The sequence below is a fragment of the Azospirillum soli genome, assembly GCF_017876165.1.
Classification (GTDB): Bacteria; Pseudomonadota; Alphaproteobacteria; order Azospirillales; family Azospirillaceae; genus Azospirillum; species Azospirillum soli.
In genome coordinates, this window is record NZ_JAGINQ010000005.1 from 88,382 (window position 1) to 113,730 (window position 25,349).

The 25,349-nt window shown below is 66.7% G+C and carries 19 protein-coding genes; 7 read left to right on the forward strand and 12 right to left on the reverse strand.

Translation table 11 applies throughout. The features are described 5' to 3' along the window. Positions 1–14 precede the first annotated feature (14 nt). The 6 genes from J2852_RS10120 to J2852_RS10145 all read right to left on the reverse strand — a co-directional run bounded on the left by J2852_RS10120 (position 15) and on the right by J2852_RS10145 (position 7,126). Positions 15–1,178, reverse strand: a complete 1,164-nt coding sequence (locus J2852_RS10120; RefSeq protein WP_246499465.1) for a DegT/DnrJ/EryC1/StrS family aminotransferase — start codon at positions 1,176–1,178, stop codon at positions 15–17. 135 nt (positions 1,179–1,313) lie between these two features. Further along, entirely contained in the window at positions 1,314–2,933 is a 1,620-nt protein-coding gene (locus J2852_RS32005; RefSeq protein ID WP_281418440.1) for a Gfo/Idh/MocA family oxidoreductase, read from the reverse strand. Beyond that, the gene (locus J2852_RS10130; RefSeq protein ID WP_209874782.1) at positions 2,930–4,369 is read right to left on the reverse strand and encodes a nucleotide sugar dehydrogenase; all 1,440 of its coding nucleotides are present in this window, start codon (positions 4,367–4,369) and stop codon (positions 2,930–2,932) included. The genes J2852_RS32005 and J2852_RS10130 overlap by 4 nt, the downstream gene beginning before the upstream one ends. Before the next feature lie 138 nt (positions 4,370–4,507). Continuing rightward, on the reverse strand, positions 4,508–5,218 hold the full coding sequence (locus J2852_RS10135; protein ID WP_209874785.1) for a sugar transferase: 711 nt from the start codon (positions 5,216–5,218) through the stop codon (positions 4,508–4,510). Continuing rightward, positions 5,215–6,348 (reverse strand): DegT/DnrJ/EryC1/StrS family aminotransferase, encoded by a 1,134-nt coding sequence (locus J2852_RS10140; RefSeq protein WP_209874788.1) that lies wholly within the window; start codon positions 6,346–6,348, stop codon positions 5,215–5,217. Before J2852_RS10140 ends, J2852_RS10135 begins: the two co-directional genes overlap by 4 nt. A 58-nt stretch (positions 6,349–6,406) precedes the next feature. Then, on the reverse strand, positions 6,407–7,126 hold the full coding sequence (locus tag J2852_RS10145; protein ID WP_209874789.1) for a nucleotidyltransferase family protein: 720 nt from the start codon (positions 7,124–7,126) through the stop codon (positions 6,407–6,409). Between the two features lie 483 nt (positions 7,127–7,609). Here J2852_RS10145 and J2852_RS10150 point away from each other — a divergent pair, with 483 nt between their 5' ends. Further along, positions 7,610–9,880, forward strand: coding sequence for a GumC family protein (locus J2852_RS10150; protein ID WP_209874790.1), 2,271 nt, complete (start codon positions 7,610–7,612; stop codon positions 9,878–9,880). A 25-nt stretch (positions 9,881–9,905) separates the two neighbouring features. After that, a complete protein-coding gene (asnB, locus tag J2852_RS10155; RefSeq protein WP_209874791.1) occupies positions 9,906–11,738 on the forward strand; it encodes an asparagine synthase (glutamine-hydrolyzing) in 1,833 nt (610 codons plus the stop codon). Between the two features lie 85 nt (positions 11,739–11,823). Here asnB and J2852_RS10160 read toward each other — a convergent pair whose 3' ends face one another. Continuing rightward, on the reverse strand, positions 11,824–13,056 hold the full coding sequence (locus J2852_RS10160; protein ID WP_209874792.1) for a glycosyltransferase family 4 protein: 1,233 nt from the start codon (positions 13,054–13,056) through the stop codon (positions 11,824–11,826). 278 nt (positions 13,057–13,334) lie between these two features. On the opposite strand from J2852_RS10160, the gene J2852_RS10165 reads away from it, so the two are divergent. The 4 genes from J2852_RS10165 to J2852_RS10180 all read left to right on the forward strand — a co-directional run bounded on the left by J2852_RS10165 (position 13,335) and on the right by J2852_RS10180 (position 17,968). After that, the gene (locus J2852_RS10165) at positions 13,335–14,693 is read left to right on the forward strand and encodes an O-antigen ligase family protein (RefSeq protein WP_209874793.1); all 1,359 of its coding nucleotides are present in this window, start codon (positions 13,335–13,337) and stop codon (positions 14,691–14,693) included. Between the two features lie 120 nt (positions 14,694–14,813). Next, a complete protein-coding gene (locus tag J2852_RS10170; protein WP_209874794.1) occupies positions 14,814–15,539 on the forward strand; it encodes a class I SAM-dependent methyltransferase in 726 nt (241 codons plus the stop codon). Positions 15,540–15,603: 64 nt separating this feature from the next. Continuing rightward, positions 15,604–16,962 (forward strand): lipopolysaccharide biosynthesis protein, encoded by a 1,359-nt coding sequence (locus J2852_RS10175; RefSeq protein WP_209874797.1) that lies wholly within the window; start codon positions 15,604–15,606, stop codon positions 16,960–16,962. After that, positions 16,955–17,968, forward strand: a complete 1,014-nt coding sequence (locus J2852_RS10180) for a hypothetical protein (protein WP_209874800.1) — start codon at positions 16,955–16,957, stop codon at positions 17,966–17,968. The genes J2852_RS10175 and J2852_RS10180 overlap by 8 nt, the downstream gene beginning before the upstream one ends. Before the next feature lie 194 nt (positions 17,969–18,162). Here J2852_RS10180 and J2852_RS10185 read toward each other — a convergent pair whose 3' ends face one another. The 3 genes from J2852_RS10185 to J2852_RS10195 form a co-directional block, all read right to left on the reverse strand. Next, on the reverse strand, positions 18,163–19,212 hold the full coding sequence (locus J2852_RS10185; protein WP_246499467.1) for a hypothetical protein: 1,050 nt from the start codon (positions 19,210–19,212) through the stop codon (positions 18,163–18,165). A gap of 51 nt (positions 19,213–19,263) precedes the next feature. Further along, complete coding sequence (locus tag J2852_RS10190; protein WP_209874803.1) at positions 19,264–20,772, reverse strand: carbohydrate-binding domain-containing protein; 1,509 nt, start codon at positions 20,770–20,772, stop codon at positions 19,264–19,266. Between the two features lie 202 nt (positions 20,773–20,974). Then, the gene (locus tag J2852_RS10195; RefSeq protein ID WP_209874806.1) at positions 20,975–22,246 is read right to left on the reverse strand and encodes a hypothetical protein; all 1,272 of its coding nucleotides are present in this window, start codon (positions 22,244–22,246) and stop codon (positions 20,975–20,977) included. 451 nt (positions 22,247–22,697) lie between these two features. On the opposite strand from J2852_RS10195, the gene J2852_RS10200 reads away from it, so the two are divergent. Then, positions 22,698–23,807: a GNAT family N-acetyltransferase gene (locus J2852_RS10200; RefSeq protein ID WP_209874809.1), complete on the forward strand. Its 1,110-nt coding sequence runs from the start codon at positions 22,698–22,700 to the stop codon at positions 23,805–23,807. 65 nt (positions 23,808–23,872) lie between these two features. Here J2852_RS10200 and J2852_RS10205 read toward each other — a convergent pair whose 3' ends face one another. Together J2852_RS10205 and J2852_RS10210 are read right to left on the reverse strand one after the other, a co-directional pair. Further along, positions 23,873–24,484: a hypothetical protein gene (locus J2852_RS10205; RefSeq protein ID WP_209874811.1), complete on the reverse strand. Its 612-nt coding sequence runs from the start codon at positions 24,482–24,484 to the stop codon at positions 23,873–23,875. A gap of 113 nt (positions 24,485–24,597) precedes the next feature. Next, a complete protein-coding gene (locus J2852_RS10210; RefSeq protein WP_209874815.1) occupies positions 24,598–25,305 on the reverse strand; it encodes a WbqC family protein in 708 nt (235 codons plus the stop codon). Positions 25,306–25,349 lie beyond the last annotated feature (44 nt).

Consider the following 25,349-nt stretch of genomic DNA (forward strand, 5'->3'; position numbering starts at 1 on the left):
GGCTGATACCCGGCTTATTCGGCGGCCGCCTGGACGGCGCCGAAGGCGGATTGCAGGCTGGCCGCGACGTAGCGCTGGTCTTCGTCGGTCAGGTACGGGTGCATGGGGAGGCTCAGCACCGTCGCGGTCAGGCGGTCGGTCGCGGGCAGTTCGCCGCCGGCCACCGGATAGTGCGCGTAGGCCTTCTGCCGGTGCAGCGGGCGGGCGTAGTAGACGGCCGCCGGCATCCCGTGCTCCTTCAGCCGGGCCAGCACCGCGTCGCGCGACGGGGTGCGCAGCGTGTACTGCGCCCAGGCCGACGTCGTGCCGGGCAGCAGCGCCGGGCGCGCCAGCTCGACCGGAAGCAGCGCGTCGTAGCGGTCGGCGACCTGCGCGCGGGCCTCCAGCTCCTCCGGGAAGACGGCCAGCTTTTCCAGCAGGATCGCCGCCTGCAAGGTGTCGAGCCGCCCGTTCACGCCGATGCGGACGTTGTCGTACTTGTCCTTGCCTTGGCCATGCACGCGCAGCGACCGCAGCACCTCGGCCGTCTCGTCGTCGTCGGTGAAGACCGCGCCGCCGTCGCCGTAGCAGCCGAGCGGCTTGGCCGGGAAGAAGCTTGTTGTGGTGATGTCGCCGATGGTGCCGACGTGGCGGCCCCGGTAGATGGCGCCGAAGGCCTGGGCCGCGTCGCAGATCAGCCATAGGCCGTTCTCGCGGACGATGGGCTCGATGGCGTCGTAGTCGCAGGGCTGCCCGAACAGGTCCACCGTGATGACGCCGGCCAGCCGAAGCCCTTCGTCGCGCGCCGTGGAGATCGCTTGCTTCAGGCTCGCCGGGTCGAGGTTGAAGGTGTCCTCAAGGACGTCGGCGAAGATGGGAATGCCGCCCAGCATGCTGACCGCCTCGGCGGTGGCGCAGAAGGTGAAGCTGGGCACCACGACGGCATCGCCGGGCTTCAGGTCCTTCGCCATCAGCGCCATGACCAGCGCATCGGTGCCGTTGGCGCAGCTGACCGTGTGGCGCACGTCGCAGAAGGCGGAGAGCCGCCGTTCCAGCTCGAACACCTCCGGTCCCATGATGTAGTGGCCATGGTCGAGCACGCGGGCGACCGCCGTGTCGAGCCGTTCGCGGATGCGCTGCTGCTGCCGGCCGAGGTCGATGAACTCGATGGGGCGGCGCATGGGGATTGGATCGGTCATGCCGGTTCTTCCCTTTTCGTGTTCGATTTTCTTTTCCGTCGTCCCGCAAAAACGGGGATCCAGGGCAACACTGGAGCGTTTCGACGTGCCCTGGATTCCCGATTTCGGGAATGACGATGGGTGGTTCTTCTGGTCTTAGGCCGACTTGGCGAACTGCTTTTGGGTGTCCGCGATCTCGACCAGCCCGAGCTTGTCGTCCAGGCGGTAGCGGGTGCCGGTGCGCGGGCAGACGAGGTCGTCGCCCAGCCGTTCCCCGGCGTGGCTGACCCAGCCGATCTGGCGGGCGGGGTTGCCGACGACCAGCGCGTGCGGGGGCACGTGCTTGGTCACCACCGCCCCCGCCGCGACGAAGCAGTAGGCACCGAGATCGTGGCCGCAGACGATGGTCGCGTTGGCCCCGATGGTGGCGCCCCGGCCGACGCGGGTCGGGCGGAACTCGCTCTTGCGCTCGATCTCGGCGCGCGGGTTGTTGACGTTGGTGAAGACGCAGGACGGGCCGCAGAACACCCCGTCCTCCAGCGTCACGCCGGCGTAGAGGCTGACGTTGTTCTGGATCTTGCAGCGGTCGCCAACCGTCACGTCCGGGCCGATCACCACGTTCTGGCCGATGGTGCAGTCGCGCCCGACCTCCGTGTTCTTCAGAATGTGGCTGAAGTGCCAGATCTTCGTGCCGGCGCCGACCAGCGCGCCTTCGTCTACGCAGGCGGTCGGGTGCACGACGTAGGGCGGGGGCGCCGGTTCCACATAGTCCGGGGCCTTGATGGCGACCGGCTTGCCCGAGGCCATGGAGCGCCGGGCGGCGTCCAGCACGCTCAGCACGCCGATGCCCTCCGCCACGTCGGTGCGCGGACGCCTGGCCTCGCGGATGCAATCGAGGAAGTGCAGGCACTCCAGCCGCAGCGGCTCGGCCGCCTCAAGCGCCACGGGGTGGGCGTCGGCCTTGGACGGTTCCGGCACGCCGTCGCGCCAGGAGACGCGGTGCGGGTAGAGCACCAGCTTTTCCGCCCAGGGGCGGGAGTCGTCGAACACCGCCATGCCGTCGTCGCCGACGACGACCAGTTTCTGCTCCTTGTAGGGGTGCAGCCACGACACGAAGATGTGCGCGTCGATGCCGTTGGCGAAGGTCAGGTGCGTCGTCGTCAGGTCGGAGATGCCGTTGTGCAGGTAGCTGTGCCCGACCGCCAGCACGCTGTCGGGCGTGCCGCCGGCCAGCGCCAGGATCATGGAGATGTCGTGCGGAGCGAAGCTCCAGAACACGTCCTCCTTGCTGCGGAATTTGCCGAGGTTCAGGCGGTTCGAATAGATGTAGCGCAGCCGCCCCAGCTCCCCGTCGCCGACCAGCTGCTTCAGCCGCAGGAAGGCGGGGTGGTATTGCAGCAGGTGCCCGACCATCACGACGCGGCCGTGCGCCGTGGCCGCCCGGCGGACCTTTTCCGCATCCTCCTCGCACAGCGCCAGCGGCTTTTCGACGAAGACGTGCTTGCCAGCCTCGATGGCGCGGACGGCGAGCGTGGCGTGCGTCTCCGCAGGGGTAGCCAGCACCACCGCCTCGATGTCGGGGGAGGCCAGAGCCTGGTCGAAGGTCAGGGCCGGCACCTCGAACTGTTCGGACAGTTCGGCGGCGCGGGCCGGCGCCGCCTCGCAGATGGCGGCCAGCGCGCCGATGGCGTGCAGGTTGCGCAGCAGGTTGATGCCCCAATAGCCGCAGCCGACCATAGCAACACGGGGCAAATCCGTCGTCTTCATGCTCGTCATGCCTTGGCCACCACGGCGGGAGTTTCGGACAGCCCCAGCGCGCCCACGACGTTGCGGGTGTCGACCACCAGCTTGGCAAAGCGCAGGAGCTTTTCGTAATCGACGTCGCTGTGATCGGTGACGATTACCGCCGCGTCGTAGCGGGACAGCACGTAGCCTTCGAACGCGACCGACGCTTTGCCGGCCAGTTCGGCGTGCTGCCGGGTCGGCGGGATAGTTGGGAAATGCGGGTCGTAGTAATCGACCTTGGCCCCGGCGGCGTCCAGCAACTCCATGATGGTCAGCGCCGGGCTTTCCCGCATGTCGGACACGTCCTTCTTATAGGCGATGCCGACCACCAGCACGCGGGCGCTGGTCAGGCCCTTGCGGAAGCGGCGGTCCAGTTCTTCCCGGACGCGGTGCACGACGTAGTAAGGCATGCTGGCGTTGACCTCGCCCGCCAGCTCGATGAAGCGGGTGCTGATGCCAAGCTCGCGCGCCTTCCAGGTCAGATAGAAGGGGTCGATGGGGATGCAGTGACCGCCCAGCCCCGGCCCCGGATAGAAGGGCATGTAGCCGAAGGGCTTGGTCTTGGCGGACTCGATCACCTCCCAGATGTCGATGCCCATGCGGTCGAAGACGATCTTCAGCTCGTTCACCAGGGCGATGTTGACCGCACGGAAGATGTTTTCGGTCAGCTTCACCGCTTCCGCCGTTTCGGGCGTGGAGACGGGAACGGTGCCGACCACGAACTGGTCGTAGAGCGCCACGGCCAGCCGCAGGGCCGCCTCGCCGTCGCCGGCCACAACCTTCGGAATGCGGGCGGTGCCGAAATCGTGGTTGCCGGGGTCTTCGCGCTCCGGCGAGTAGGCGAGGTAGAAGTCGGTGCCGGATTTCAGCCCGCCGGCCTCCAGGATCGGCTTCATCACGTCGCGCGTGGTGCCGGGATAGGTGGTGGATTCAAGAACCACCAGCTGGCCGGGCCGCAGATGTTCGGCGATGGCGCGGGCCGTCGCCTCCACATAGGACAGGTCCGGCTCGTGATGGGGGCCGAGCGGCGTCGGCACGCAGATCAGGATGGCGTCGGCGTCGCGGAAGCGGGCGGCCTCCATTGTCGCGGCGAAGTTGCCGGTCGCGACGGCGCCGCCGATGCGGTCGTCGCCGATGTGGTGCAGCGGGCTGTGGCCGGCGTTCAGCTCCTCCACCGTCACCGTGTCGATGTCGTAGCCGATGACGCGGTAGCCGGCCTCGCAGGCGGCGAGCGACAGCGGCAGCCCGACATAGCCCAGCCCCACCACCGCCACCGTCGCGGCGCGGTCGTTGAACAGGTTCAGCAGCCGCTGCACCTCGGGATCGTCGGGGGATCGCCCGATGGTCTGCTCCGGGGCGACAAAGCGACGCTTTTTCGGCGTCAGGTCGTCAGGAATGTCGGTCTGCCGGGGGTCCAGCTGGTACATGGGTCATCTCCCTTGGCGGGCGCTGGTGGCGGGCGCTGGCCGGGCGTCTCACGCGCCGTTTGTTATCTTATCCAAAAAACAAATTCGCGAGGCAAAAGCAAAAGAAAGAGCGGGCTGCCGCGAAGGGCTAACCCGCACCTACTCCTTCACCGTGACGCGGTTCTCCGCCCGCAGCTGCTCCAGGATGCGCTCCAGCGTGCCGTCGTTCGGCAGGCCGAGGCCGAACACGGCGAGCAGGCCGCGAAACAGCCAGACGATGTCCTGGCCGAGGCTGCGGCGCGGGAAGTAGCCGAGATCGATGCGCGCCTTCGCCGGGAAAAGGACCGCGCGGTAGAAGGCGTGCGGGTCGGTCTTTTCGGGATAGAGCGCGCATTCGTTGCGGAAATAGACCTGGTTCGGCCCGAACAGGCCCGGCCGATGGTCCAGCACGCCGTGGTACATGCCCTGGAACAGGTCGGCGAAGTCCAGCGTCTCCGGGCGCGGACCGACGATGGCCATGTCGCCCTTCAGCACGTTCCACAGCTGCGGCACCTCGTCGATCTTGGTGCGCTCCAGGAAGCGGCCGACGCGGGTCATGCGGCTGTCGCCCTTTAGCGTCACCGCCCGGCCCGTGGTTCCGTCATGGAACTTGCGGAACTTGTAGAGACGGAACAGGCGCCCGTGCTGGCCGAGCCGCGTCTGCGAGAAGAAGATCGGGCCGGCCGAGTCCAGGCGGATGGCGATCACCACCGGGATCAGCACCGGTAAGAAAAGGATGAGGCCGACCAAGGCGAGCGTCACGTCGAAAAGACGCCGCAGGAATCCGTCGAAATTGCCCGTGGCGGTGGCGGCTTGGGAATCGCTGGTCATTGCGGCACGTCCTCGCGTTGATGGGCCAGCGCGCGAGCCAGTGCCCGCGTCACGCTTTCGACATCGTCGGTCCCCATTTTCGGATGCAGGGGCAGGGACAGCGTGCGGCGCGCGAACTCCTCCGTCCGGGGCAGGTTCACGCCGGGGAAGCGCTCGCGGTAGAAGGTGAAGCTGTGGACCGGCGCGTAATGGACGCTGGTCTGGACGCCGTCGCCGCGCAGATCGTCGGCAAGACGCTGACGGTCGATCCCCGCCGGCAGCAGGACGGGCAGGATGTGGTGGGCCGACGGGCGCGGGTCTGCGAAGGGCATGACGACGTCGGGGCAGTCCTGCGCCAGCCGGCGGCGATAATGGGCGGCGAGGTCGCGCCGCGTGGCGTTCCAGGCCGGCAGCCGGGCCAGTTGGACCAGCCCGATGGCGGCGCGCAGCTCGTCCATCCGGTGGTTGAAGCCCAGCATTGTCACGTCGTAACCGCTGGCGTGGCCGGTCAGACGTTGCCGCGCCCCGCTGGTCATGCCGTGGGCGCGCAGCTGGCGCACCGTGTCGAGCACCGCGTCGTCCTCGGCAAACACCATTCCGCCCTCGGCGGTGGTCATGTTTTTGTTGCCGTAAAAGCTGAAGACGGCGGCGTCGCCGATGCGCCCGGCCTGGGGCAGGCCGGCGGCGTGTGCGGCGTCCTCAATCAGCAACAGACCACGGGATTGGGCGAAGTCCCGCCACGCCTCGCGGTCCGGCAGGTAGCCGGCGTAATGGACGAGGATCACCGCCTTGGTCCGCTCCGTGCATTTGGCGGCGGCGTCCGACGGGGAGATCAGGGGCAGGTCCACCCCCTCGATGTCGACGAAGACCGGGGTCGCCCCGGTGTAGAGAACGCTGTTGGCCGTTGCGACGAAGGTCATCGACGGCACCAGCACCTCGTCACCGGGGCCGAGACCGAGGGCCAGAAGCACCAGATGCAGCCCGGCCGTGCAGGATCCCACGGCGACGGCGTCGCGCGCGCCGTGGGCCTCGGCAAAGGCCTGTTCGAACGCGCGGACGCGGTCGCCCATGGTGATCCAGCCGTCGTCGATGACCGCGGCGAGGGCGGCCTTTTCCTCCTCGCCAAGGATGGGCTCGGCGACCAGCAGCATGAGGTTTCTCCGGAAAAGATCGCAGGCCGGAAAGGATTGAAGGGAAACTCGGCGGCCTTCAGGCGACCGCGCGGGTTTCGAAGGTGGGCCACTGCTCGTCCCAGGCCATTTCCTGGACTTTCTGGAAATCGTCCACGCGGCCGATGTCCAGCCACAGGCCGCCGTGCTGGAAGATGCTGACCGGCTCGCGCGCCGCCAGCATGCAGGACATCAGGTTGTCGAAGCCGAACGGCACGCCGTCGGGGATGTAGTCGAGAATGCCCGGCTCCATGCAGTAGACGCCCATGCTGACCAGATGCGTCAGCGTCGGCTTCTCCTGGAAGCGGGTGACACGGTTGTCCGTTTCCTCGATGATGCCGAAATCGGTCTGGATGGCGCGCCGCGAGGTGGCGATGGTCAGCAGCGTTTCCTGGCGGCGGTGGAAACCGGAAAAGGCGTCGAGGTTGAGGTCGGTCAGAACGTCGCCGTTGATGACCAGGAAGGTCTCGTCAAGCTCTTCGCGCAGCAGGCGCAGAGCGCCCACGGTGCCGAGCGGTTCAAGCTCTTCGGTGTAGCGGATGCTCATGCCCCACTGCCGGCCGTCGCCGCACACCGTGCGGATCAGATGGCCGAGATAGCCGGTGGTGATGTAGACCTCCTGAACACCGTTGCGGCGCAGCCACTTCAGCAGAAGCTCCAGGACAGGTTTGGAACCGACGGGCATCAGCGGTTTTGGCAAGACCATGGTGTAGGGCCGCAGCCGCATGCCCTTGCCCCCACACTGAATGACTCCTTTCATTCGCTCCCTCCTTGTTGCGCCTCGGGATGGTTGCCGCTTCTCGCCGGGACGTGTCGGTCCCGGTCCCCACGGGGCGTCGAGGCGATGGTACGTTATCTTTTCTCTTAATGTAAACATAAGGCGCGGCGGCCGGATGTGGAAAATAAGGGTGCCCGCAGGTTCAGAAAGAAAGTGGTAGGAACGTTGTTGCCGGCGGATCACACCTCACATTGGAGATAAGGCGCGTCCGGAGATCATCATTTTTTGCATTTACAGAGATGATTTCGCTGTCTTATGCTTATCGGGTGTTGTGCAAAAGACGAGCTTCCGGCCATCGCTGGCCGGGGGACCCGTCCGGGCGGCCCGCCGCCGCCCGTCGCCTGATGCCCGTTGCCCGTCGCGCCACGCGCGCGGCGGTGCGCCGGCACTAAAAGAAGCGGATGCGCGGCCACGTTCCCAAGCTGGCCGAAGCGGCGCCCTTCACGTGTGGTGAAAGGAAGGGTTATGGATCAGTACAAGATCGTGCCTGCCGGTACCCGCGACGCCGTGCCGTACGTCAATCCCGACGGCGGCCGAGCCACCCACGAAATCGACACCTTCGCCGCGCTGAAAAGGCGCCGCGTGCTGATCGCGCTGCTGGTGCTGGTGGCGACGGCGCTCGCCTTCCTCGCCACGCGGCTAATGACGCCGCTCTACGAGGCCGAGGCGGGGATCATGTTCAACGCCCGCGAGCTGACGCCCATGGGTGCGGCGGTCCAGCAGAGCACCCTGCTGCCGTCGGAAGAAACGGCGCGCAAGAACGAGATCGCCATCATCCGTTCGCGCGGGCTGGCCGAGGCCGTCGTGGAGCGGTTGGGCCTCGACCGCGTGGCGGAGTTCAACCCGACGCTGCGCCCGCCGACCGGCCTGCGCGCCTTCATCGACGACGCCCGCGCCACGCTGACGACGTGGATGGAGCCGGCGCTTGCCTTCGTGCCCTCGGCGGAAACGCAGCAGGCGGCCGAGGACCTGTCGCCCGAGCGCGTCCGGGACGAAATCATCAACCGGTTCCTCAGCCGGGTGGAGACCACCTCCAGCGACGCTTCGCGCGTCATCGGCATCCGCTTCCTGTCCGAGGACCGGGAGCGCGCGGCGCTCGTCGCCAACATGATCGCCGACCAGTTCATGATTCAGAAGCGCGATGAGGAAGTCCGGGCGGCCGAGACCCTGGCCCACAACCTGACGGCGGAGATCGCCAAGCTCAACCGCGACATCCATGAATCCGAACGCACCTTCGAGGACATGCGCCTGCGGCTGGGCATTGAGCCCGATTCCAACACCCGCTCCCTCTCCGAGCGCATGTCCGAACTGAACCGGCAGCTGATCGCGGCGACTGCCGAGCGGCTGCGCGCCGAGGCCCAGTTCGCCGAGGCCAAGCAGGTGCGCGAGTCCGGCGACATCACGGTGGCGGCGCAGGTGCTCAGCTCCTCCCTCATCCAGCGGCTTCAGGAGACGGCGGCGGCGGCCAGCGCCCGCGTGCAGCAGCTCTCCGTCCGCTACGCCGAGAGCCATCCCCGCCTGATCGAGGCGCGCACCGAACTGCGCGACATCCGGGGCCGCATCGCCGAGGAGATGGCGAAGATCCAGACCGCCCGCCTCAACGCCGTCGCCATCGGCAGGGCCAACGAGGAGGGCCTGCGCCGGCAGATCGAGGCGCTGAAGGACCAGATGACCCGCGTCAACGCGTCGGAGGTGGACAGCCGCGTCGCCGAGCGCGAGATGGAGGCCAAGCGGACCCTGCTGCCCCAGCTGACCGCCCGCCTCAACAACGCCAACGCGCAGATCGACTATCTGAAGCTGCACGGGGCGGACGTGAACGTGATCTCGCGCGCCGTCGTGCCGCGCAAGGTCACCCATCCGCCGGTTGCCGCCATCGTGGCGACGGCCTTCATCCTGTCCACGGCCATCGGTGCCATCCTGGCGGTGATCCTGGAGCGCGCCGACCATTCCATCCAGAGCCTGACGCAGCTGCGCCACATGACGCCGCTGCGCGTGCTGGGCACGCTGCCGACGGTGCGCTTCCGGCGCTGGCGGCGCGCCAAGCCCGCCGACGAGGTGCTGGAGGAGCGCGATTCCCTGTTCCTGGAGCATCTGCGCTCCATCGCGCTGCGCGCCGGCGTCGCTGGGCCGAACCCCGCTAAGGTACTGCTGATCACCTCGTCGGTGTCGAACGAGGGCAAGAGCAGCCTCGCTTCCTCGATGGCGCGCATGCTGGCCTTGTCGGGACGCCGGACGATCGTCGTCGACGCCGACCTGCGCGCGCCCACCATGCACCGCGTGTTCAACCTGCAACGGGGGCCGGGGCTGGCCGAGTTCCTGACCGAGGACCGGCCCTTGCAGGACGTGATTCAGCACGACGTTAGCTCCGGCACCGACGTGCTGGCGGCGGGGCAGAGTCTCGCGGCACCGGGCGATGTGCTCCAGTCGGCGCGGATGCAGGAGCTGATCGGCGATCTGGTGGTCCAGTACGACACGGTCATCATCGACTCGCCGCCCGTTCTGGCGGTGTGCGACGCGCACATCCTGGCGCGGCTGGCCGACCGGACGATCATGCTGGCCCGCTGGCGCTCCACGCGGGCGACGACGCTGATGACGGCGCTGCATCGCCTGTCCGACGACCGGGTCCCGGTGGACGGGCTGGTCCTGTCGCAGGTGGACGGGCGTAAATACAAGCTCTACGGCGATGCCGACGCCGACATCTTCTCCCGCGGCTTCCGGAAATACTACGTCCGGTGACGTCATCCCGAGGAGGTTTGAGATCATGTGCGGGATTGCAGGCATCGTCGCGCGGACGGGCAAGCTCGACCTCGGCCGCTGCATCAAGGAGATGACCGACGCCGTCCGCCACCGCGGTCCGGACGGCGAGGGGCACTGGGTGAACGGCCGGGTGGCGCTCGGTCACCGCCGGCTGGCCATTCTCGACCTGTCGCCCGCCGGCCACCAGCCGATGGCGTCGGCGGACGGCCGCCACATCGTCACCTACAACGGCGAAATCTACAATTTCGTCGAGGTGCGGGAGGAGTTGGAGGCGATCGGCCACCGCTTCCGCTCCCAGTCGGACACCGAGGTTCTGCTGGCCGCCTACGCCGCCTGGGGCACGGACTGTCTGTCCCGGCTGAACGGGATGTGGTCCTTCGCCCTGTACGACCAGAATCGCGGGATCCTTTTCGCCGCCCGCGACCGTTTCGGCGAGAAGCCGTTCCATTACGTGGAGACGGAGGACGCCTTCGCCTTCGGGTCGGAGATCCGGCAACTGCTGCCGCTTCTGGGGGCGGTGCGGGCGAACCCGGCGGCGGTGTCCGACTATCTGCTGGGCGGTGTTCCGCTGCAATCCACCGAGACCTTCTTCGACGGGGTCTCCAACCTCGCCGCCGGCCACTATTTGGTCTACGACCTGAAGAGCGACCGCTGTTCGGTGCACCGCTACTACAATCTGGCCGACCGTCTGGCGGGGGTGGAGGACCGGACGGGACCGGAGGCGGTGCGGACCTTTCGCCAGCTGTTCGAGGACTCCGTCCGGCTGCGGCTGCGTTCCGACGTGCAGGTGGGGACCTGCCTCAGCGGTGGGCTCGACAGCTCCTGCGTTTCGATGCTGGCGGCGCGGCTGCACGGTGCGCAGAGCCAGACGCCTTTCAGCGCCATAACCGCGATCAGCGAGGATCCCGCGCTCAGCGAGGAGGGCTTCGCCGGGGAGGTGGTGCGTGCTGGCCGGCTGAATTGGATCAAGACAAGGCCGTCCTACGAGGATTTCCGGAACACGTTGGCCCGCGTGGTGAGCCAGCAGGAGGAGCCCTTCCCGTCGCCGTCGATCTGCATGCAGTCCTTCGTCATGCAGGCCGCGCGTGACAATGGCGTGGTCGTCCTGCTGGACGGGCAAGGGGCCGACGAGACGCTGCTCGGCTACGAGCGCTATTACTGTGCCTACGCACTCGCCGTGTGGCGGCAGCAGGGCACGCGCGAGGTCGTGCGCTGGCAGCGGCAGGCGTTGCAGAACAACGCCATGCTGACCAGCCTTCGCTTCGCGGCGCTGGCTGTGCGGGATCTGTCGCCGGCGTTGCGCTACCTCCACTATCTCGGCCGGGCGCCGCACCTCAGCCCGCGCCCGCCGATGCCCGACTGGGTCCGCCGGTACGCGCGGGCGTGCCTGGACCTGCGCAGCCTGCAAATCCTGGAGGTGGAGAACACCGGTCTTCCGCCGCTGCTGCGGTTCGAGGACAAGAACGCCATGGCGCATTCCATCGAGACGCGCCTGCCCTTCCTCGACCACCGGCTGGTGGAGCACTGCATCGCACTGGCCTGGAACCTGAAGATGAGCGACGGCTGGTCCAAATGGATCGCGCGCAAGGCGATGGAGGACGTGCTGCCGCAGAGCATCGCGTGGCGCCGCAGCAAACTGGGCTTCGCCGCACCGGAGGGGCTCTGGCTCACCCAGCACGCCGGGACCATGGAGGCGACGGTCGAGCGGTCGCCGTTGCTGGCGCGCTTCTGCAACCCGGACCGCCTGCGTCATGGCTTCCGCAGCCTGGATCTGCGCGGGCAATGGCGTCTGTTCAGCCTCGCCCTGTGGGAGGAACAGTTCGGGGTCGCGGTGTAAGCGGCGAGCGGTTAAGCAGCGGCCGGCCCAAAAAGAAAACCCCTCTCCTGCCGGTGCGGGAGAGGGGTTTTCTTTTGGAAATCTTTCAGGAGCGGGCTTCCGTCTTCTCCCGCGCGAGGCCGGGCAAAGGCGTCCGGTCGCGGCTGCGGCGGGGGGCGATGCGGTCGTAGAGCCGGATCAGCTCGCGTTCCTCATGACCCCAGTTGTACAGGCTCCGCACCGCCTCCTGGCCGCGCCGGCCCATCTCCGCCGCCTCCTCGGGGTGGTCGAACATCCATTCGATGGCCGAGGCGATGGCGGCCGGATCGCGGGGCGGCACGACCAGACCGCAGCGGTGTTCATCGACGACGGAGCGCAGGTAGGGCAGGTCGGTGACGATGATCGGAATGCCGGTGGCCATGTATTCGAACAGCTTGACCGGCTGCGCCTCCGCGTAGTTGCGCGTCGGGTAATAGAGGACCAGCCCGACACGCGATTCGCTGAGCAGCTGGCGGACGCCGGGTCGGTCCAGATGGCCGCGGTAGTCCACCCGCGACCAGCCCGGCAGCGCCTCCATCCGGTCGCGCAGCGCCGTGGACTCCATGTTGCCTGCCATCAGCAGCTTGGCGTCGGGGAAACGGCCCACGCGCCCGATCGCCTCGACCATGTCGAGGGCGCAGCGGTCCACCGTGATGCCGCCGACGAGGGCCACGCCCCGCCGTTCGGCCAGGGGTGGGCCGCCCACGTCGCCCAGCTCTTGCAGGATCGCGAAGTTCTGGACAAGGGCGGTTTTTTCCTTGGGGAAGCGCCGGGCGATGATCGGGGTGGCGGCCACCACGCCGGACATGGCCCGGCCGGCGGTCCATTCCGTAAGGGCGACGGCGGAGGCGACCGGCTGGCGCAGGGCGCGCGGGATCCAGCGGCGGGTCATCAGGTCGCGCGGCAGATCCTCGTGAACGTCGTAAACCACGCGCTTGCCGAGCAGACGCAGCAGGAGACCGATGGGGATCAGTTCGGGATCGTGAAAATGGTAGACGTCGCCGCGCAGCTTCAGGGCGGCGAACAGGACCGACCAAGTCGTCCGGAAAAGACGCTTCGGCAGGCCCTGGTTCCGCTTCACGGCCAGGATGTCCACGTCCTGCCGCCGGGCGGGTTGCCCGCCGGCCGCCTGTAGATGGTTGTCGGGGACGACGAGCGACACTTCGTAGCCCGCCTTCGCCAGACTGATGCATTCCTTTGAAAAGATGCGCGCATCCTCTGCGGAATGCACGGACGACAGGTGGACGACCTTGACGCGGTCCTGCTGTGGATGGCCGTGGGACAGATGGCTGTGGGACATGGAACTGTGGGCTCCCTATGGCGCCGCCGTGTTATCTTACCCTGCCAGCCGGGGCGCAGATTCGCGAAATGAGCAAAAGAAAGAAGGCGCCTTCAAGGCGTCCATCTCAAACGCTCATTCGGGGAAGTTACCGACTATTAGGGCGCAACCGTGGTGTGGTATCGCGCATCCGCGTCATGCTCTACGTCTTTTTTGATGTCGTGTTTTGTTTACGGAAATCTTTTCGTAAGATAGCATGCCATGGCCGAATCCGCCGGAAACGGGGAGTGGAAACGACGATGCGCGCTCAACCAGAACCGCCCTACCATGCGGGCCGTCCGGCCAGCTCAAAGCCGGGCGGGTGGAGGTCGGCCCTGCTGGACGACCTGCTGTCCATCGAGACCTGCTTCATCCTGTTCCTCTTCGCGGGGCGGTTCAAGAATCTGCCGGAATTCCGGTTCGTTCCGGTCGATATGACGGTGCTGTTCTTCGTGATGACCGGCGGGCTGATCCTGTGGGGCGTTCTGGCGCGCCGGCTGAAACCGCTGCCGATCGACCTGCCGGACATCCTTATGGTGCTGTTCTGCGCGGTCTGCGCCGTCAGCGTCTTTTGGTCCAGCTACGAATACCGGAACATCGATAAGATTTCCCGCTTCATCGTGGTCGGGGCCACCGCCTATTTCTTCGCTTCCATTCTGGCGCAGGACCCGGAGCGGCGCGCCCGTCTGGTGCGGCTGATGGTGGGCCTGAGCGTGGCGCTTCTTCTTTATTACGCCTATTACCGCTGGGTCGTCGGCATCGACGAGCGCGCCTTGGCGAACACCGGGCGCATCAACGGGAACAACTATCTCGAATACGGCATGCACGGCGAACTTCTGTTCCTGGCTTGCCTCGCGCTGGCCATCTACGGGCCTCCCAAATGGCTGGTGACGGCCATCGTCGGTGCGGTCGGGGCTCTGTTCGCGCTGACGGTCATCGGCGGCCGAGGTCCGATGCTGTTCGCGGTGCTCGGCATCCCGCTGATCGGGATGGCACTTCTGCTGTCGCCGCGCCGGCTCGGCGTGGGGATAAAGCGGCTTTTCCTGCTGGTCGGGACGCTGGTCTTCATGGCCTGGATGGGCTACGCGACGCTGGTCGCGGTGAAGGGGCCGACGGGGGCGGCGCTTCAGCTGCACACGCTGCAACGCTTCGAGATGCAGCTGTCCAACGAGATGACCCATTCCCTGGACGTGCGATCGGAGGCGCGCGACCTCGCCTACCGCCAATGGCTGGAACGGCCTCTGCTCGGCTGGGGCATGGGGGAATTCCGCCTGCAGCACAGCCTGGAATACCCGCACAACCTGCTGCTGGAAATCCTGGTGGAGATGGGCGTGGCGGGGGCGGCCTTTTACCTGGCTTTGGTCGTGCTCGGCGTCGTGGCCTGCTTCCGCATGGCGCGGGACGATACCCTGCGCTGGACCGACGCCGCCATCGTCCTGCTGTTCGTGACGGAGATGATCTCGCATATGACGGTGCAGGGCTATCTTCCCGACGACCGCATTTATCTCACCTTTCTGGCGCTGGTGATCCGCTGGCGTCCCGTCACGGTGCCGCGCCCGGCGCCCGCCGACACCCGAGCGGAGTATTTTCACACGCTGCGCAAGACCGAAAACGCCTGACCTCTTCTCTTATGCTCCATTGCGGGCCGGACGCCGGGTCTGATAGCCGTTCCGATAAGATCGGTGTTATCGCCCGGTACCCCGCGGGGCAAGTCCCACGACATTGCTACGGAGACTCCCATGCAAGCAACGGCAAGGCGGACCTACGATTGGACGGCGACTTGGCGTCTGAGGCTCGGGTCTTATCTGTCGGCCGTTCCCCGCGCCGGTCTGTTCCTGTCGCAGCTTCCGCTAGGCCGGTTCGACACGGTTCTTGAGATCGCCTGCGGCAGCGCGCGGGACTCGCTCTACCTGCGGGAGATCGGCAAGACGGTCGTCGCCACGGACAGCAACGCGCACGTCATCCAGCAGTTGGACGACCAGTTCGAGGATCTGCCCAACATCGACTTCCGCGTGGAAAACGCCGCCGCCCTGACCTTCCGGGACCGGCAGTTCGACGTGTCGTTCCACAACGGCTTCTTCGTGCTGTTCGACGACAACGCCTTCATCAAGGAGTTGCTGCGGGAGCAGGCCCGCGTGACGCGGTCGCACCTGTTCTTCATCGTCCACAATGGGCACAACGAGACGTTGAAGCGCAAATTCAAGGAGAAGTCCCGCGAGGACACCATCTACGATCTCCGCTTCTTCCGCCGCCAGGACATCGAAACCATCGTCCGCGAGAGCGGCATTCCATATCGGCATATGCGGATTTACAATTTCGGCAGCCCGGCCGACCGTTTCCTGGGCGAACGGATCAAGGGCATCCCCAACCCGCTGCGCGGCATCGCCGCCCATAACGTAAAGGCACTCTACGCCCTGACCCCATTGACGGCGGCGGAGCGGCTGGTCTGCCACATCGAACTGTGATCCGTTGGGAACTTTGACCTGCTGGGAACTTTGATCCCGTCAGGCCCGAGGGCGGAGACGACGCATGCAGTCTTTCTGGTCCGGTTCGCGCGCGATGTTTCGGCAATTCACCCGGTCGTCCTTGGTGCGCGATGCTTCGGCGCTGGCCAGCGGCGCGTTCCTGTCCCAGGTGGTTCTGTTCCTGGGCGCGCCGCTGTTCCTGATGCTGTACCAGCCGGCGGACTTCGGCCTCTACACCTTCACCTACAGCACCACTTCGCTGATCGCGACGCTCGGCACCTGGAGGATGGAGCGGTTGATCGTCGTCGTGCCGACGCGGTCGATGGCGATCCGGCTGCTGGCGGCGCTGGTGTCCATGACGGCGGTGACGGCCCTGGTCCTGCTGGTCGCCATAGCCCTGGGCTGGGAGGTCGCCTCCCACTTCTCCATGGAAATCCCGAGCCAGTGGGCGCTGATGTGGTCGGCGCCGTTGAGCGTCTTCATCCTGATCACGACGATGGGGCTGCGCTCCTACGCCATGCGGATCGGACGCTTCAAGGTGGTTTCCGTCGCCCAGGTGACGCGGGCGGTGATCTTCGTCTCGGGCACGGCACTGACCCCGCTGGTCTGGACTCCGCCGGCCGGCCATGGCGCCCTGGTCATGGTGCTGTGGCAGCTGGTGGGGGACGTCTGCGCGCTGGCGATCCAGCTGTGGATCCTGCCCGGCAACGTGCATCGGCTGGTGTTCCGGCCCCGGCTGCGCCGGAATCTGGCGACGCTGCGGACCCACCGGAAGACCATCGGTGCCCTGGCGCTGTCGCAGATTGTCGCCTCGGTCAACCAGCAGATCCCGATTTCGACGATCATGTTCGCCTTCGGGGCGACGGAGGCGGGCTGGTATTCGCTGGCGGGATCGCTGGTCTACGCGCCCTGCCGGGTGGTGTCGGCGGCGGTCAGCGACGTGTTCAACCAGCGCGTCTCCCGCCTGCATGCGGAGCGGAAGCCCTTTTCGTGGCTCGTCCTGCGCGCCACCATAGCCATGGCGGGGATCGGCCTCATCCCCTTCATCCTCATCCGGGATCTCGGGCCGCTGTTCCTGTCCTACGTCGCCGGTCCCCAGTGGCAGAGCGCGTCGCATTCCATCGCGATGATGGCGATCGCCTCCTACATGTATTTCATCTCGCAACCGGCCAGCAACGTAGCGCTGATCGTCGATGCGCGGCGCTACATCGTCTTGTGGCACGTCATCAGAACGGTGAATTTTCTCGCCATCGGGGCGGCGGCAGCGCTCGGCTACTTGAGCTACACAGGCTGGCTCGTGCTGTTCGTCATCGCCGAATCCTTCGTCTACCTGCTCGACACGGTAGTCGAATATCTGTTCGCCCGCAACGCGGAACCGAGGAAGGTGGAAACGTCGGGCGAAGAGGAGACGGCCCATGCCTGAACGGCACCATGCCGGCCGGGTCGGAGAGGTCGTCATTCTGTCTCCCGGCCTGTCCCAGTCCTTCGCCATTGCCGACGTGCTCCAGCGCAACGACCTGTCGCTCCGCGTGCTGGGATATCCCTTGCCGGGGGAACGGGTTCCGCCGCGTCGCCCCTTCGCCCGCTACCTGACGGTGGAGGAGGGGGAAGCCGCCTGCCAGGACGGAACGGTCATCGCCACCGGCTCCGACGCCATGCAGCATGTGCTGAAGGACCGTGAGGCGATCCGGCTCGGCGACATCGCGTTCGAGCGGCGGAATCTGTGGTTCTACGACAAGGTTGCGACGCTGAACCGCGCGCGCGAGTTGGACATCCCCGTGCCCCGGACCTGGCATTCGGTGGAAGAGGCGAACGGCCATCGCGGCCCCGTCTTCCTGAAGCCGGCGCGGGAGGGAACCGGCGGCATGCGCCGCCGCCTGGACTCACTGTACGCCGTGCCGCCGCCGGCGCGAGAGGGCGGCTACCTCCTCCAGGAGGTGATCGAGGGGGCGAGCGTCATCGGCTTCGGCTTCCTCGCCGATCGGGGGAAGATCGTCGCCTCCAGCCTGCATCACGAGATGTTCAGCTTCCCGCCGGACGGCGGCTCGGCCGTCGCCGTTGAGCGCTATGAATCACCGCGCGTGGAGGAACTGGCCACGCGGCTGATCGCCGATTTCCAATACACCGGCTGGGGGCTGGTGGAGTTCAAGCCCTGCGCCCGGCGCGACGACTTCGTCCTGATGGAGCTGAACGCCAAGTTCTGGGCGTCGTTCGAGTTCACCTTGCGCACCAACCCGCTGTTCCCGCGCCTTCTGCTCGGTGTGGAGACGGAGGCCGAGCCCATCGGGCGGATCATGTGGCCGGCGCGGCTGTTGCGCAGCGGGATCGCGCGCTGTCCGGCCGGCCTGATGCGGTCAGTGCCCGCGACCCGCAGCCGGGAGGGCCTGAACTGGCGTGACTGGGCGCGCGCCGTGTTTCCAGGCCACTAAAGCGAATTTGCATTCGCTTTAGATTCATATGGCCTCATTCGCCGGCTCTCAGCGGATGCCATTGGCATCCGCCTGCCGCCAGCGGGAACTGCGTTCCCGCGAGAGGCAGGGCTTCGGCCGCACGCGCGGCCGGGACCGCCGTCGCGGTCCAAAGCGGATTGAAATCCGCTTTAACCCCCCGGTCCGCGTCCCCCTTATCCGAGGCGGCGCGTGGAGACGGGCGCAAGGTCGCCGCGCCAGTCGCGCAGTTCGGCCTCGACACGCTCGACCGCGCGCTGGTCGCGGTAGCGCTTGCGCGCCCGGCCAGGGTCGCCGCGCTTCTGCATCGCCAGCAGCCGGTCGGCCACCTCGGGTTCCGAGGCGACGGCCTGCCGCCACCGCTCCAGCCGGATTTCCGCGACCGCATCGACGATGGGCTGCAGCCCCGGCATGCGGGCCAGCTTGCCGACGCTGGGCGCGAGGCGGGTCGCTACGGCGGCGGCAATCTCCTTGGGAATGCCGGGGAAGATCTTGCGCACCGCGTCGGCGACGGAGTCCTTCAGTGCCTCGCCACGCTCGCGCGCCTCCGCCCCCCGGCCGGCCCGGGCGGCGGTGCGGGCCTGCTTCCGGGCATGCCAGTCCAGGATCGTGGCGGCAACCTCCCTGGCCTCCGCATCCGTCCAGACGGCCGGGCCCTTGCCGGAGTCCAGAAGGCGCCGGGACGCGTCCGGAAGCTCCGGGTTCGCGCCGGACGCCTCGGCGGCCAGTTGCAGCTTCGTCAGGGATCGCAGGGATCGCCCCCGCGCTTCGTCGCCGGCGAGAAGGTCGTCGAGGGCGAAGACCTCCCCATCCTGAAGAACCTGGAGCAGTTCAAGGTCGCTGCGGGTCCAGCGGCGGGCGTTGACCAGCCGGTCGGCCCGCGCCCGAAGCAACTCGCGCACGGTGGCGCGCCCATCGGCCGGGACGAGGGACTGCACGCGCCACATGGACGCCTCGAACCGGGCGAGCGCCCAATGGCCGTCGGGAATGGACTGGTCGGTGGGGAAGAGCGTGGCGTTCGCCTCCGTCGCCGTATTCCAGCGCTCGCTGACGCGCAGGCAGCCTTCCGGCGGGATATCCCAAGGCGCTCCCGGCTTCGAATAGAAGCTCGGCGCGACCGGATTCCTCAGCACGAAACGCCAGCCCGACAGTTCGGTGGCGAGGCTGTCCGGCAGGCTGGCGGGACGGTCCCACTTACCCAGTTTCAAGACGTGTTCAGACGACATGAATGCTCCTTCCGGCGGCAGCTTAGCACGCCGGAAGGCCGAAGGGGGTGTTCAGGGCATGGTCAGGCGGCCGACATCCACATAAGCCGTGTCGCCGGTCCGATAGAGACCGGTCCGCGATGGCGTCAGGTCGATGCCGTTGACCTGCACCGCCGTGATGTGGAGGTTCCGATCCGCCCCATCGCTGCGATAGGCGTCGTTGAGGAAGCGCACGCCGAGGCTCGACAGGCCGGACGGTACGCTGATGGGGCGGAACCGGAAGTCCTGCGTGCCGGCCCCCCGCTCGGCGGTGACGGTGTGGACCGGCCCCCAGGCCTGCCCGTTGATGACCAGCTGGAACTTCGGCGTTCCCCGGTACTGGTCGCCCGACGCGGTGACCTTGACGATGACGTCGGTCGAGGGCGGCTCCGGCAGGCGCGTGGGCGTTGCGGCTGTGGTGGCCGCCTTGTGCTCGTAGGCGCCGATGTCCGTGCCGATGCCTTGGCCGCGCGGCACGCCGTTGAGGTCGGTGGTCAGGTCGCAGATGCTGCGCGCGGCGTCGATGGCCGGCGAACCGGGGGCCGGGCGGTAGTCGCCGCCGCCGGTCGGGACGTAGTTCACGAACTTCGGGTCGGCGGTGACCGTGCCGACCGGGCGCATCCCGGTCTTGAGGTTCCAGTCGGTGCCGTTCCGGTAAACGAGGTTGTGGCTGTAGACGTTGCGCGTCCCGGTCAGACCTTGTTCGGTGATGCCGTTGTGCGCGTTGTCGTAGACGATGTTGTTGGCGACGACGGTGTGGTCGTTCGGCGCCCGCGTCCGGACAAAGTCGCCAGCCCCGACCAGGATGCCGGCGCCGTTCTTGAACACCGTGTTGTTCAGGATGTTGACGTGGTGGACGTCGTGCCACAGGTGGATGCCCACGCCGGGGACCTGATAGACGAGGTTGTTTTCGACGTTTGCGGGGGTCGAGACGTAGATGCCGTGGACGAGGCCGTTGCTGCGGCCGGGCGGGCCGACGTTGTAGACGATGTTGTTGGTCAGATCGATGTCGGTCCCGCCGTAATAGCCGTCGCCCTGGATGCCCGCACCCCCGTTGTGGTCGCCGAGCGCGCTGGGATCGCGGGCGATGTTGTGGACTTTCGTGTTGGTGATGGTGGAATGGGACCCGCTGGTGTAGATGCCCCAGCGCCATTGCCCGCCGGGCGGATGGCGGGAACCGTCCACCTCGAATCCATCGATGACGACGTGGTCGCCCCGGTTGTCCCAGGCGGTGTTGGATTTTGAAAAGATCGCCGGCACGATCCGGGCACCCCACCTCACCTCCGACAGGTAGCGGATCGGGGCCGTCGCCGTGCCGTTCACCCAGGTCTTGATACCGCCCTGGTAGGTTCCCGGAGCCACGCGCACCGTGGTTCCCGGCGTGGCGACCGACGCCGCCTTGCCGATGGTCCGGAAAGGCGCGTCCTTGCTGCCGTCGTTGGCGTCGGAACCGCTGGGCGAGACGTAGATGTTGGTCGTGGCGACCATGTGCTTCAGGGCCTTGCTCCCGGCGCTCCGCAGGTTCCAGCAGCGTTGTCCCATGCTCCCGCGCACCGGATCGGCCGTGGGAGAGCCGTGCGGGGTCGGCCACGGGTGGGTGTGGTCGAACGGCGCGGCGTGAAGGGCGAAAAGAAAAGGCGACGCCAGGCAAAGGGCGGCAAGGCGGAACCAACGGTACAGCCTCGGGCCGCGTCCGCATTTCATCACCGGCGTCATCGCGTCCACCTCGCTCGGCGAAGGGAAACTACTGAAAGATGGTGCCCAGCGTGCTGTTGACGATGCGGTCCATCCCATCGACGAACCGGCCGTCCAGGCCGAAGCGCGAACGGAAGCCGTCGCCCTCGTACCCACCCTGCCGGACGACGGCGTCAGTCGGGACGTAGAGACATGGCCCCGCCAGATAGCCGGTCGCGATCCGCTGCTCGAAGAGCGACTTGGGAAGTACCGGCATCCATTCACCGACCATCTCGCCGGTGATCGCCACCAGCCCGCAGGATGGGCCGAAGTCCAGCCGGGCCATGTCCAGCGGCACATCGCTTCCCGACGTCGATCCCTGGCCGATGAAAATGTCGGGGGAGCGGGTCCGGGCGAAGGTCACCGCAGGGGCCTCGTCTCCGGCCGGGGCGTCGTGGACGCAGGCCGCCGCCGTGGCGCAGAGCCGTTCCACCCACTCTCCATAGCTTGCCGGCGTGAAGGACGGCAGGCCTGGGTTGAAGGGCAGCAGCCGCGCCAGACACTCCCCAGCGGAGCGGGGCAGGGCGAAGGGGATCCTTGGAATGGCCGAACCGGCGAAGCCCGGAACGTACAGGATGGCGCAGCCGTCGCCGAACCTCCGGCGCAGATGGGCGCGGACCGATCCGGGAAAATCGGGTGACACGCGGTCGCGGAACGGAAAGAAGGCCGGGTGGCAGGCATAAGACCACAGGACGCCGCGGATCGTCCCGTTTTCGCCGCGCAGGATGATACAGCGCAGCAGCGGATCGACCACCCCCCGGTCAAAGGGAGCCATCGCGACGCCCTTGCCGAAGCGGAACCGCCGCTTTCGACGCAGCGTGCCGTAATCGAGCATCCAGGCCGGACGGCGCCGGTTGACGTTGAAGGGGGCGGCACACTGGACATAGGCGGCCGAGACGGCCTCCTTCGGGCCGTCGATCAGGCGACGCACGGCCTCGCCCAGGCGCCGCACGACCATGTCGCCGTAGCTGGGGTCGTGTAGGCCGAGCGTCGGCACCTCCGGCGCCAGCGACGGCGCGTTGTGGGTGTGGGTGGACACGAGCACCAGGCGCTCCTGCGCCACGCCCGCCGCATCGGCGATCCGGTCGGACAAGGACGGCCCGACGAACAGCGTATCGACGCTGCCGAGAAAGACGCAGGTCCCATCCGGAAGCGGGAAGGCGGCCAGATTGGCCTCCAGCGGCGCCTCGACCGTCGTGAAGTTTCCCTGACGGGCGGCGTATCCGGCCAGCGGCGCCGGCTGGGTCGGCGTGATGTCGACGGTCGCAAATTGGGCGTGCATGGCTGGTGTCCCGCTCGCGTGGCTGGGTTTGGGCCTTTTTGCGGGCCGGAAAGCTCCGGAGCCCGGCGATCTTGCCAGCGATCCAGACCGATAAGAAGACAATCGACGGGGGTAGCCTCCTTTGGCGAAGAGCCGTTACCGCCGATTCGCGGGGTGTTCCAGGCCGGTTCTTACCACTTCTTTCTGCCGCCTCGGGCCATCCATATTTTCCGTCCCTTTTCCAAGCGACTTTGTTTACGCAGCGGTTGGCGTAAGATATTATCGCCGTCCGACCGCAGCGAACGCACGCGCATCATCCATACACCCGTCCCGAGACGCTTCCGCCACTCCAAGCCATACATTGAGCCAACCCCAAAAGGAGTTCGGCTTTCAATCAGGGCGAAGGGACAAGGTCAACAGCAAGCATAATCGGCGTCAATCGGCGCAAACGACCGAATGAGGAGGTTATGCCGTGGCAGTTTACATGCTCCTTCAAAAGGACTTGAAAGCCGCTCATTATAAATCCGGGAACATTTCCTGTTATATCAATGAAGTACCGGAATTCGTCGAGGGAGAGCTGATCCGCCTGTATGGGCACCCGCACTCGTCTCTCGCATTCTTCAGGACATCACGGCCGACCGACAACGTCTGCACCTATGTGGTTCGCCAAGGCGACCAACCAACCACGATCTTCGTGTTTCAATACAAAGACGGGCGGGTCACTGTCTTCAACGAGTTCATCGTCGTCGGCAAGGACGAGATCAACCGCTTCGCCCGCTACATCTTTGACGCCTTTCCCGATGTGTCGATGATACGGTTTCAGGCTCTGCAAACGGATGCGGGCTCGTTTCCTTTTCCGTATCAGAGGCACAATTCGAAGGAGGACTGGGTCATCGACCTGCCGTCGACCGCCGAGGAATATACGGCACGGCTCGGCAAGTCGACGCGCAACAATATCAAATACGATGTGCGCCGGTTGTCGCGGGTCTTTCCCGACCACAGTCTGCGCTTTTACACCGGTGCGGAGATCGACGAGGCGCACGTCCGCACCATCGTCGAGCTGAGCGATGCCCGGATATCAGCAAAAAAGAAAAGATTCAGCATCGACGACGAGGAAACGGAACGCATCATCCGGTTCGCCAAGGAAGGTGGCCTCGTCAGTGTTCTGCACATCGACGGCCGGCTTTGTGCCGGCATGATCTGCCAGATCGTCGGCTCCGCCTACATGGTGGAGGTGATCGCCCATGACCCGGCCTACAACGAATTCCGGCTGGGAGCGCTTTGCTATTATCGGACAATCTGTGAAGCCATCGCCCGAGGCGCCACCACCATGTACATGGGCGGCGGGCGGGAACCCTATAAGGCCCGGTTCCTGGGCGTCCGCCAGGATATGGACCGGTTGGAGTTGTACCGGTCGCATGCATCCGTGGTGCTGAACCCCTTTCGGGTGGCGAAGACCGCCGTCGAGGGTGGGATCCGCAAGGCTAAAATCTGGCTGTTGGCACGCGAAAAAAGCGCGCTGACGCGCACGGTCTTCCTCGGCCTGATCCTCGCGCGTCGGCTGCGGGAACGATTGAAATGAGGCGGGCGGGTGCACGCCCCGCCTAGACGATCAAAGGCCGGACCATCGAAGCGGGGAAAATGGCGTCAGGTCGGAACGGCGCGGGAGCGGGAGCCGCGCGCCACCGGACGCGCTTCCTGGATCCGGTCGGGCTCGGCGGAGGCGCGGGCGCGCTCCAGTTCGATGCGTGTGCGCGCGGCGACCCGCATCAGCCGGTCAGTCGCCCCCAACAGCTCATCGTAGATTTCCGGGGAGTTGTCGGAGAGAAAAGAATCGAAAACAGCCAGGAACGAGGCGATTTCGCTGCTGACCCGCCAGCGGAGATCGGGATCGATGCTCGACGCGCCGCCGCCGCTGTTGCGATGGCCGTCACGAGAGCCGCCGACCGGTTCCGGACGCGCGGACGCGGGCGTCCCCTCGGCGACTGCCGGCCGCCGGTTGATTTCGGGCCGCCCGGTTTCGGACGGTTCGGCGTTTCGGCTTTCGGGCGAGGCTGGAGCCGGGGTTGTGGTGCCGTTGCCTGGTCGGTTGACGATGTAGCGGATCGCCGGCCCCGTGCAGCCGTAATCGCGGGCGATGCTGGCCAGCGACTCCCCCGCCGCGTGGCGCGTGCGGATCGCCGACCATTCACTGTGGGGAATTTTCCCCTTTTCGCGTCGCTGTGCCATCGTCCTCGACGTCCAAGGCAGGTTCGGCATTCCCACCAAGCATTTGCCCGGTCCGGAAGGCGCCAGTACCGCTGTTTATTCACATAACACAAGGTCGAATCTTATGCTACTTCTTTTTGCCTTAAGGGGTGGAACCTTCCCCATCAGGCTGGCAGCACGGATGTTTCGGCGGCCCCGTAGGACAGGAGGCGCACCGCGTCCGGGCCAAGGTTGAACAGGGCGTCCAGCACGCTGAGGCCCGGCACGAAGCCGTCGCCCTGGAATTGCCGATAGGGTCGAGGTTTGTATTCGCAAACGCGCAGTTCGATGCCCGCGTGCTCGAACTTCCCCGGATCCTGGTAGTTGTTGCCGCCGGCGCCGGAGAGATAGGTGTCGCCCCCGACGGCCTTCACCAGCTCGATAAGGCGGTCGTCGCTGGTGGAGGTGAGGCCGTGGGCGCTGGACAGGGCGAACCGGCAGGACAGCCCGAGATAGTCCGCCACCAGGGTCACCGCCCGGATGTTGAACGCGGACAGGCTGTCGCTTTCAAAGGCGAAAATCGCGTCGACCAGCGCCATGACCGGGTCGGCGAAGGGCGCCTTGCGGTAGGTGTGGAACAGCGTCGCCCGATGGCGCCGCCGCCAATCCTCCTCCGCGAAGCGCACGTCCTTGATCAGCTGGCGTTCCGCCCGGCGGACGGGCGCCGACATCCACGTCCCGCCGGCCGGCGCATGGATCATCGTCCGATGCACGTAGCTTCGGCCCTGGGGCATCTGCACGTCGTCAAGGAAGATGAACACGTCGGCGCTGGCGGCCTTGGCGAAGTAGCCGAGCCAGGGAAAGTAGTTCGGTTGATGCACGGCGACTTTCATGGCAGGCCGATGCCCCATGTTATGGCCGCTTGAGGTCGGGTCCC

What these genes read in the sequence shown, in the direction of transcription:
- J2852_RS10120 (WP_246499465.1), bottom strand. Translation starts at nt 1,178, where the DNA reads ATGACCGATCCAATCCCCATGCGCCGCCCCATCGAGTTCATCGACCTC.
- J2852_RS32005 (WP_281418440.1), bottom strand. Translation starts at nt 2,933, where the DNA reads ATGACGAGCATGAAGACGACGGATTTGCCCCGTGTTGCTATGGTCGGC.
- J2852_RS10130 (WP_209874782.1), bottom strand. Translation starts at nt 4,369, where the DNA reads ATGTACCAGCTGGACCCCCGGCAGACCGACATTCCTGACGACCTGACG.
- J2852_RS10135 (WP_209874785.1), bottom strand. Translation starts at nt 5,218, where the DNA reads ATGACCAGCGATTCCCAAGCCGCCACCGCCACGGGCAATTTCGACGGA.
- J2852_RS10140 (WP_209874788.1), bottom strand. Translation starts at nt 6,348, where the DNA reads ATGCTGCTGGTCGCCGAGCCCATCCTTGGCGAGGAGGAAAAGGCCGCC.
- J2852_RS10145 (WP_209874789.1), bottom strand. Translation starts at nt 7,126, where the DNA reads ATGAAAGGAGTCATTCAGTGTGGGGGCAAGGGCATGCGGCTGCGGCCC.
- J2852_RS10150 (WP_209874790.1), top strand. Translation starts at nt 7,610, where the DNA reads ATGGATCAGTACAAGATCGTGCCTGCCGGTACCCGCGACGCCGTGCCG.
- asnB (WP_209874791.1), top strand. Translation starts at nt 9,906, where the DNA reads ATGTGCGGGATTGCAGGCATCGTCGCGCGGACGGGCAAGCTCGACCTC.
- J2852_RS10160 (WP_209874792.1), bottom strand. Translation starts at nt 13,056, where the DNA reads ATGTCCCACAGCCATCTGTCCCACGGCCATCCACAGCAGGACCGCGTC.
- J2852_RS10165 (WP_209874793.1), top strand. Translation starts at nt 13,335, where the DNA reads ATGCGCGCTCAACCAGAACCGCCCTACCATGCGGGCCGTCCGGCCAGC.
- J2852_RS10170 (WP_209874794.1), top strand. Translation starts at nt 14,814, where the DNA reads ATGCAAGCAACGGCAAGGCGGACCTACGATTGGACGGCGACTTGGCGT.
- J2852_RS10175 (WP_209874797.1), top strand. Translation starts at nt 15,604, where the DNA reads ATGCAGTCTTTCTGGTCCGGTTCGCGCGCGATGTTTCGGCAATTCACC.
- J2852_RS10180 (WP_209874800.1), top strand. Translation starts at nt 16,955, where the DNA reads ATGCCTGAACGGCACCATGCCGGCCGGGTCGGAGAGGTCGTCATTCTG.
- J2852_RS10185 (WP_246499467.1), bottom strand. Translation starts at nt 19,212, where the DNA reads ATGTCGTCTGAACACGTCTTGAAACTGGGTAAGTGGGACCGTCCCGCC.
- J2852_RS10190 (WP_209874803.1), bottom strand. Translation starts at nt 20,772, where the DNA reads ATGGGACAACGCTGCTGGAACCTGCGGAGCGCCGGGAGCAAGGCCCTG.
- J2852_RS10195 (WP_209874806.1), bottom strand. Translation starts at nt 22,246, where the DNA reads ATGCACGCCCAATTTGCGACCGTCGACATCACGCCGACCCAGCCGGCG.
- J2852_RS10205 (WP_209874811.1), bottom strand. Translation starts at nt 24,484, where the DNA reads ATGCCGAACCTGCCTTGGACGTCGAGGACGATGGCACAGCGACGCGAA.
- J2852_RS10210 (WP_209874815.1), bottom strand. Translation starts at nt 25,305, where the DNA reads ATGAAAGTCGCCGTGCATCAACCGAACTACTTTCCCTGGCTCGGCTAC.